Source organism: Mesorhizobium sp. WSM4816 (genome assembly GCF_055811535.1).
The window spans coordinates 92588-98587 of record NZ_JBVVQR010000024.1 but is presented as its reverse complement, the minus strand read 5'-3'; the positions used below and the strand labels follow the sequence as shown (position 1 = coordinate 98587).

Here is a 6000-nt window from a genome sequence, read left to right as displayed (position 1 = left end):
ACGGACAAACCCCGTTTTACGGGGCATGCACATGTGGCATTTCGATTCACTCAAAACTTTCCCCGGACAGCCCTGCCTTACAAGGAGAGAAGGGAAGTCAGCCACAAGGGGAGAAGGGAAGTCAACTTTCCGCCGGAACTGCCTTCGGCTTGCCTTCGCCGTCCAGCGCCACCATGACGAAGTCGGCGTGGGTGACCTTCTCCATCAGGTCGGAGAGGTAGCGCTGCGCCCATGCCTCCACCTTGAGCGTCATCGAGGTGCGGCCGACGCGCTCGACATGCGTATAGATGCACAGCGTGTCGCCGATCTTCATCGCCTTGGCGAACGACATTTCCTTCACCGCTGCCGTCACCACGCGGCCCTTGGCGCGCTCGGCGGCGCGGATGCCGCAGGCCAGATCCATTTGCGCCATCACCCAGCCGCCAAAAATGTCGCCCGCCGCATTGGCGTCCGAAGGCATGGCCAAGGTCCTGAGCGTCAGATCGCCAATCGGCCGCCCGTCCGCGTAATGCACCATGCGCCAAATCCCCTCGATATCGATCTTCTCCCGTATCGGGATGGCACCGATGCGTCAACGCGCTGCCAGGTGCTAGACTGCGCACCAGCGAGTTGAGGAAGGCAGCTGACATGAGACTTACCTCTCGCCCTCTGACATCAGATCTATCGCCCGCGCTCGAGGAGCTGTTCGGTGAGAGCGCCGTCTGCAGTCGCTGTTGGTGTATGTACGGGCGGATCGGCAATTGTTATCGAAAGCGACCAGGCGAGGAAAACAAGGCTGCGTTCCGACAAGCCGTCGAGCATGGTCCGCCTCCAGGCGTACTCGCTTTCGACGGCGCTACTGCTGTCGGCTGGTGCCAGGTGACACCCCGCGATGCCGTGCCCTGGCTCGATCGGCTGTGGCAGTTGAAGCGGGTGGATGATGCGCCGGTCTGGTCCTTGTCCTGCCTCTACGTGCGAAAAAAATACCGCCGGCAAGGCATCACGTCCCACCTGATCGCAGCGGCGCTGCAAGCTGCAAGGCGCGCAAACGCCCCTGCACTCGAGGCCTATCCTTTTGATGCCGGCGTATCGCCGAGCGCTTCCGGCAGCGGATACGCCTCCACCTTCGCTCGCGCCGGGTTCAGGGTCGTCGCCCGCAGGGTGCCAGCCCGCCCGATCATGCGTTATGATTTCACGCAAAATGCTGATGATGGCGTGTAATGCTGGACCGCTTGGCGACGCGGCAAAGGCCGCTTCGGGCAGGACACCAACTGCAAATGAAGTGCCGGTCGCTTTTTTCACAGGCGATGCCGGAAGCTCCGGTGATCGCGGCGGCTTGCGGCGTCTAGGTTGAGCGAGAATTCGGAGCCGGCCGCAGCCATCATGCAGACCTATGATTTCATCATTGTTGGCTCCGGCTCGGCCGGCTCGGTTGTGGCCGAAAGACTGTCGGCTTCCGGCCGCTTCTCGGTTCTGGTGCTCGAGGCCGGCGGCAGCGACCGGCGTTTCTACGTCCAGATGCCGCTCGGCTACGGCAAGACCTTCTTCGACCCGGCCGTCAACTGGAACTACAAGACCGAGCCGGATCCCGGCCTCGCCGGCAATGTCGACCATTGGCCGCGCGGCAGGCTGCTCGGCGGCTCGAGCTCGATCAACGCTATGGTCTGGATTAGGGGCGCGCGCGAGGATTTCGACGCTTGGGCAGCGGCCGGCAATCCCGGCTGGGCCTTCGACGACCTGCTGCCCGTCTTCAAGGCGCTGGAGGACAATCAGGCCGGCGCCGATCAATGGCGCGGGGTTGGCGGTCCGCTGCATATCACCGACTGCTCGACCTCGGTCCATCCGCTGACCAAGCGCTATCTGGCGGCCGCCAATCAGGCCGGCCTGCCGTTCAACCCGGATTTCAACGGCGCCGCCCAGGAGGGCGCCGGCATCTATCAGATCACCACCAAGAACGGCCGCCGCATGTCGGCCGCCCGCGCCTTCCTGCGCCCGGCGATGAAGCGCAAAAACCTCCGCGTCGAGATCAATGCGCTGGCGACCAGGATCCTGTTCGAGGGCAAGCGCGCCGTTGGCATCGAGTATCTCCAAAATGGTGAGACGAAAACCGCCCGCGCCGGCCGCGAGATCATCCTGTCGGGCGGCTCGATCAACTCGCCGCAGTTGCTGCAGCTCTCCGGGGTCGGCCCGTCAGCCCTGCTCGGCACGCTCGGCATTGCCGTCGTCCACGCCAACGAGAATGTCGGGGCAAACCTGCAGGACCATGTCGGCATCAACTACACCTTCAGGGGCAGGCTGCCGACGCTCAACCAGATCCTGCGCCCGTGGTGGGGCAAGCTCATGGTCGGCATGCAATACATGCTGATGCGCTCCGGCCCGCTGTCGCTGTCGATGAACAATGCCGGCGGCTTCTTCCGCACCGACCCGGCCGCGGCACGGCCCAACATGCAGCTCTATTTCCAGGCATTCTCGACCGTCATTCCGAAGAACGGCGAGCGCCCGATCCTGACGCCCGATCCGTGGCCGGGCTTTTCCGTCGGCCTGTCCAACTGCCGCCCGTCGAGCCGTGGCGAGATCATGATCCGCTCCGCCAATCCGCGCGATTATCCGAAGATCGTCGCCAACGCCTTTTCGACCGAGGCTGATGTCGCCGAGATGCTGGCGGCGGTGAAATTCTTGAGAAAGATCGTCGCCATGCCGGCAATGGCCGAGATCATCGAGGAAGAGGTGTTGCCGGGCCCGTCAATCACCTCCGACGCGGATGTCATCCAGGATTTCAGAAAGCGCTCGGGCACTGTCTACCACCCGGTCTCGACCTGCCGCATGGGGCCGGACGCTGCGCGCGCCGTCGTCGACCCACGCCTGCGAGTTCACGGCCTCGAAGGCTTGCGCGTCATCGACGCCTCGATCTTTCCCGACAACATCACCGGCAACACCAACGCCGCCGCGATCATGACCGGATGGAAGGGCGCCGAACTGGTTCTGGAGGATCAAAAATGAAAATCACCGACGTCAAAACCTGGGTTGTCGGCAATCCGCCGCCCGGCATCGGCGGCAAGTATTTCATCTTCGTCAAGCTCACCACCGACGGCGGCGTCGTCGGCTATGGCGAGGCCTACAATGCCACCTTCTCCGCCCACATCACCGCGAGGATGATCGAGGATATGGCCGAGCGCTATCTGATCGGCCGCGATCCGCACGACATCGAGAACTTCTTCCGCCGCGCCTATTCGTCGGGCTTCACCCAGCGCCCGGACGTGTCCGGCATGGGCTGTTTTTCGGCGCTCGAAATCGCCTGCTGGGACATCATCGGCAAGGAGGCCGGCAAGCCGGTCTACAAGCTGCTCGGCGGCCAGGTGAACGAAACGCTGCGTTCCTATACCTATCTCTATCCGCACAGCGGCAGCGTCCATTCGGAAGATGCGCGCGGCAAGAACGTCTACAACGACCCCGACCTGGCGGCCGAATGCGCGCTCGAATATATCGAGCAGGGTTTTAATGCCGTCAAGCTCGATCCGGCCGGCCCCTACACCGCCTTTGACGGTCACCAGCCGCGCCTCGTCGACATCGATCTCTCCGCCCGCATGATCAAGGCTATCCGCGAGGCGGTCGGCACAAGGGCCGACATCCTGTTTGGCACGCATGGCCAGTTCACCGCATCGGGCGCGCTGCGCATGGCCCGCGCCATCGAACCCTACGACCCGCTGTGGTTCGAGGAACCGGTGCCGCCCGACATGCCCGAAGTGATGGCGCAGGTGGCGCGCGGCACGTCGATCCCGATCGCCACCGGCGAACGGCTGACGACCAAGTTCGAGTTTGCCCGCGTCATCGAGAAACGCGCCGCGACCATTCTGCAGCCCGACCTTGGCCGCTCCGGCGGCATTCTCGAAACCAAGAAGATCGCCGCCATGGCCGAGGCCTATCACATCCAGATCGCCCCGCACTGCTATTGCGGGCCGATCGTCGGCGCGGCCAACATCCAGCTTGCCGTGACCTTGCCCAATTTCCTCATCCTGGAATCGCTGAAGCAGTGGGACGGTTTTCACGAAAAACTGCTGAAGAAGAAGATCGAGTGGCAGGACGGCAACGTCATTCCGTCGAAGGAGCCGGGCCTTGGCGCCGAGCTCGACGAAGCCGTCTGCGAAGCGCATCCCTGGACCGGCACGGAGCTGCATTTGCAGATGATGCAAACGCCGTTGACGCCGTGAACGCGCGCAAAAGCTACCCATTTCATCGGTCAACGTGTTCCCCGGCCAGGCTCAAGCTCTGCCGTCATGTAATTGTCAAGCGATTCCAGCATGTTGGCCTGGTCGCCTAAATCACGATCGAAGCGACCGGAACCAAGGTCTCAACAGCTTGATTCAATACCTCAGCCTCAGCGCGCCGGGCAGGATCTCGAAGGTCGCCGGTATGCGCCCCGGCGACTCGCCGTCTATGTCGACCAGCGCGCCGTTCTTTTGCACGTCGCCGAGCGGTTCGACAACGACTTTCCTGCCGCGCAAAATGGTGATTGCCGGATGGTTGCGATGCCGGCCGCCATAGAGCAGACGGATATCCCAGATCAGTTTCAGCTTGCCAGCAGCGCGCAGGATGACGATGTCGAACTGGCCGTCGTCCAGTTCGGCATCCGGCGCGATCATCATGCCGGCGCCGAAGAATTTTCCGTTGGCCACCGCCACCAGCGCGACGCGCGCCTCGACCGGGACGCCGTCGTCGACGGTGATCACGACGTCCTGGAACCGGTAGCGCATGAATTCCCACACGGTGCGCCAGTAGAACAGCGCCTTGGCCGACACATTGCCCTTGCGCTTGTCGGCGTTGACCGCGCGGTCGGTGGCGCCCGACAGGCCGAGGCTGGCGATGTTGATGAAATGGCGACTGGCCAGGGCGCCATGGTCGTCGACATAGGAGATGCGGCCGGCATCGACCCGGCGGGCCTTGGCCTCGGCGATGCGCTTCAGCGTCAGGTCGACCTCGTCCGAAAGGCCGAGCCCGCGGGCGAAATCGATGCCGGCGCCGCAAGGCAGCAGGCCGAGCTCGGCCGTCCGGCCACTTTCCGCAAACGCCTGCAGCAGCCCGTCGGCGACTTCGCTGGCGGTGCCGTCGCCGCCCGCCGCGATCACCAGGTCGAAGCCGCTGGCGGCAAGGACCAGCGCCAGCCGTTCGGCGTCGCCGGTCGCCTGCGTCTCGCGCAGCTCGAAATCGCCGAAATGTTTCCTGAGCGAAGCGCTGACCTCCGGCCAATGCCGCTTGAGCCAGCCGCCGCCGGCAATCGGATTGAGAACCACCCCGACCTTCAAGAATGCCTCCCCATAGGATAGCAACGACACTGCTGTCCTAAAACCCTTCGCCGGCATTGAAGCCCGCGCCGCAGTGTCGGGCAAGGGCCGAATGCTCGATCTCGCTGCTCACCGCAGATCAGGGCCGTGTCCCGCCTCCTGCATCTCGGCAAAATAAACGCGCCGATGCGGGCGCTGGTCCCCGATAATCCCGCTATCCACAGGCTCGCAGCCGTTTCGCCAAACCCTTATCTCCCGTACATTAATCCCATCTCAGGCGGCTACCGATTGCCAAGTCGAAAGGCAAAGCGAAACGGCGGATTTCCTGAGGCCCGTACGGCCCCGAACGCAGGCTTGCCTGTTTTGAGGACCGAGACTACGGGGCCGCGGAAAGCGTGCGAGCGCCTACGGCGGACCGATGCTGCCATGAAGGACGGCAAAAACCTTCGATGGCGCGCTGGACGAAGCTTGCAAGGGTGGAGACTGGCGAGGTCCCGAACGGACGCTGCCCTCGGGCGGTGGCTGGCAGGACCGTCAACATCAAGGCCGGCATGGCGCGACGTCTTTACGGAAGTTGCTGCCGCGACCGTGTCCTGATCTGACAGGGAGGCGCTGGGAGAAATCCCGGCGCCGACTGTTTTTTGGGCTTCTCTCGCGATTTGACCGCATGTCTCACGCGGTTCGCCCGGAGCGAAGCTTCCTGGTGTTGTTTTCAGAAACTGGCAGCAGACCTCAAGTTCGG

At 63.5% G+C, this 6000-nt stretch carries 5 protein-coding genes; 3 read left to right on the top strand and 2 right to left on the bottom strand.

Translation table 11 applies throughout. The features are described from left to right. Window positions 1-121: 121 nt before the first annotated feature. Window positions 122-517, bottom strand: coding sequence for an acyl-CoA thioesterase (locus tag AC0L3H_RS22725; protein WP_027151084.1), 396 nt, complete (start codon window positions 515-517; stop codon window positions 122-124). A 110-nt stretch (window positions 518-627) separates the two neighbouring features. On the opposite strand from AC0L3H_RS22725, the gene AC0L3H_RS22720 reads away from it, so the two are divergent. The 3 genes from AC0L3H_RS22720 (at window position 628) to AC0L3H_RS22710 (ending at window position 4187) form a co-directional block, all read left to right on the top strand. Then, window positions 628-1200 (top strand): GNAT family N-acetyltransferase, encoded by a 573-nt coding sequence (locus AC0L3H_RS22720; RefSeq protein ID WP_473586958.1) that lies wholly within the window; start codon window positions 628-630, stop codon window positions 1198-1200. 162 nt (window positions 1201-1362) lie between these two features. Beyond that, window positions 1363-2979 (top strand): GMC family oxidoreductase, encoded by a 1617-nt coding sequence (locus AC0L3H_RS22715; protein ID WP_473586965.1) that lies wholly within the window; start codon window positions 1363-1365, stop codon window positions 2977-2979. Further along, complete coding sequence (locus AC0L3H_RS22710) at window positions 2976-4187, top strand: mandelate racemase/muconate lactonizing enzyme family protein (RefSeq protein ID WP_473586957.1); 1212 nt, start codon at window positions 2976-2978, stop codon at window positions 4185-4187. Before AC0L3H_RS22715 ends, AC0L3H_RS22710 begins: the two co-directional genes overlap by 4 nt. A gap of 153 nt (window positions 4188-4340) precedes the next feature. Here the strand turns inward: AC0L3H_RS22710 and AC0L3H_RS22705 are convergent, their stop codons facing one another. Further along, the gene (locus AC0L3H_RS22705) at window positions 4341-5279 is read right to left on the bottom strand and encodes a diacylglycerol/lipid kinase family protein (RefSeq protein WP_473586956.1); all 939 of its coding nucleotides are present in this window, start codon (window positions 5277-5279) and stop codon (window positions 4341-4343) included. Window positions 5280-6000 lie beyond the last annotated feature (721 nt).

What these genes read in the sequence shown, in the direction of transcription:
- AC0L3H_RS22725 (WP_027151084.1), bottom strand. Translation starts at nt 517, where the DNA reads ATGGTGCATTACGCGGACGGGCGGCCGATTGGCGATCTGACGCTCAGG.
- AC0L3H_RS22715 (WP_473586965.1), top strand. Translation starts at nt 1,363, where the DNA reads ATGCAGACCTATGATTTCATCATTGTTGGCTCCGGCTCGGCCGGCTCG.
- AC0L3H_RS22710 (WP_473586957.1), top strand. Translation starts at nt 2,976, where the DNA reads ATGAAAATCACCGACGTCAAAACCTGGGTTGTCGGCAATCCGCCGCCC.
- AC0L3H_RS22720 (WP_473586958.1), top strand. Translation starts at nt 628, where the DNA reads ATGAGACTTACCTCTCGCCCTCTGACATCAGATCTATCGCCCGCGCTC.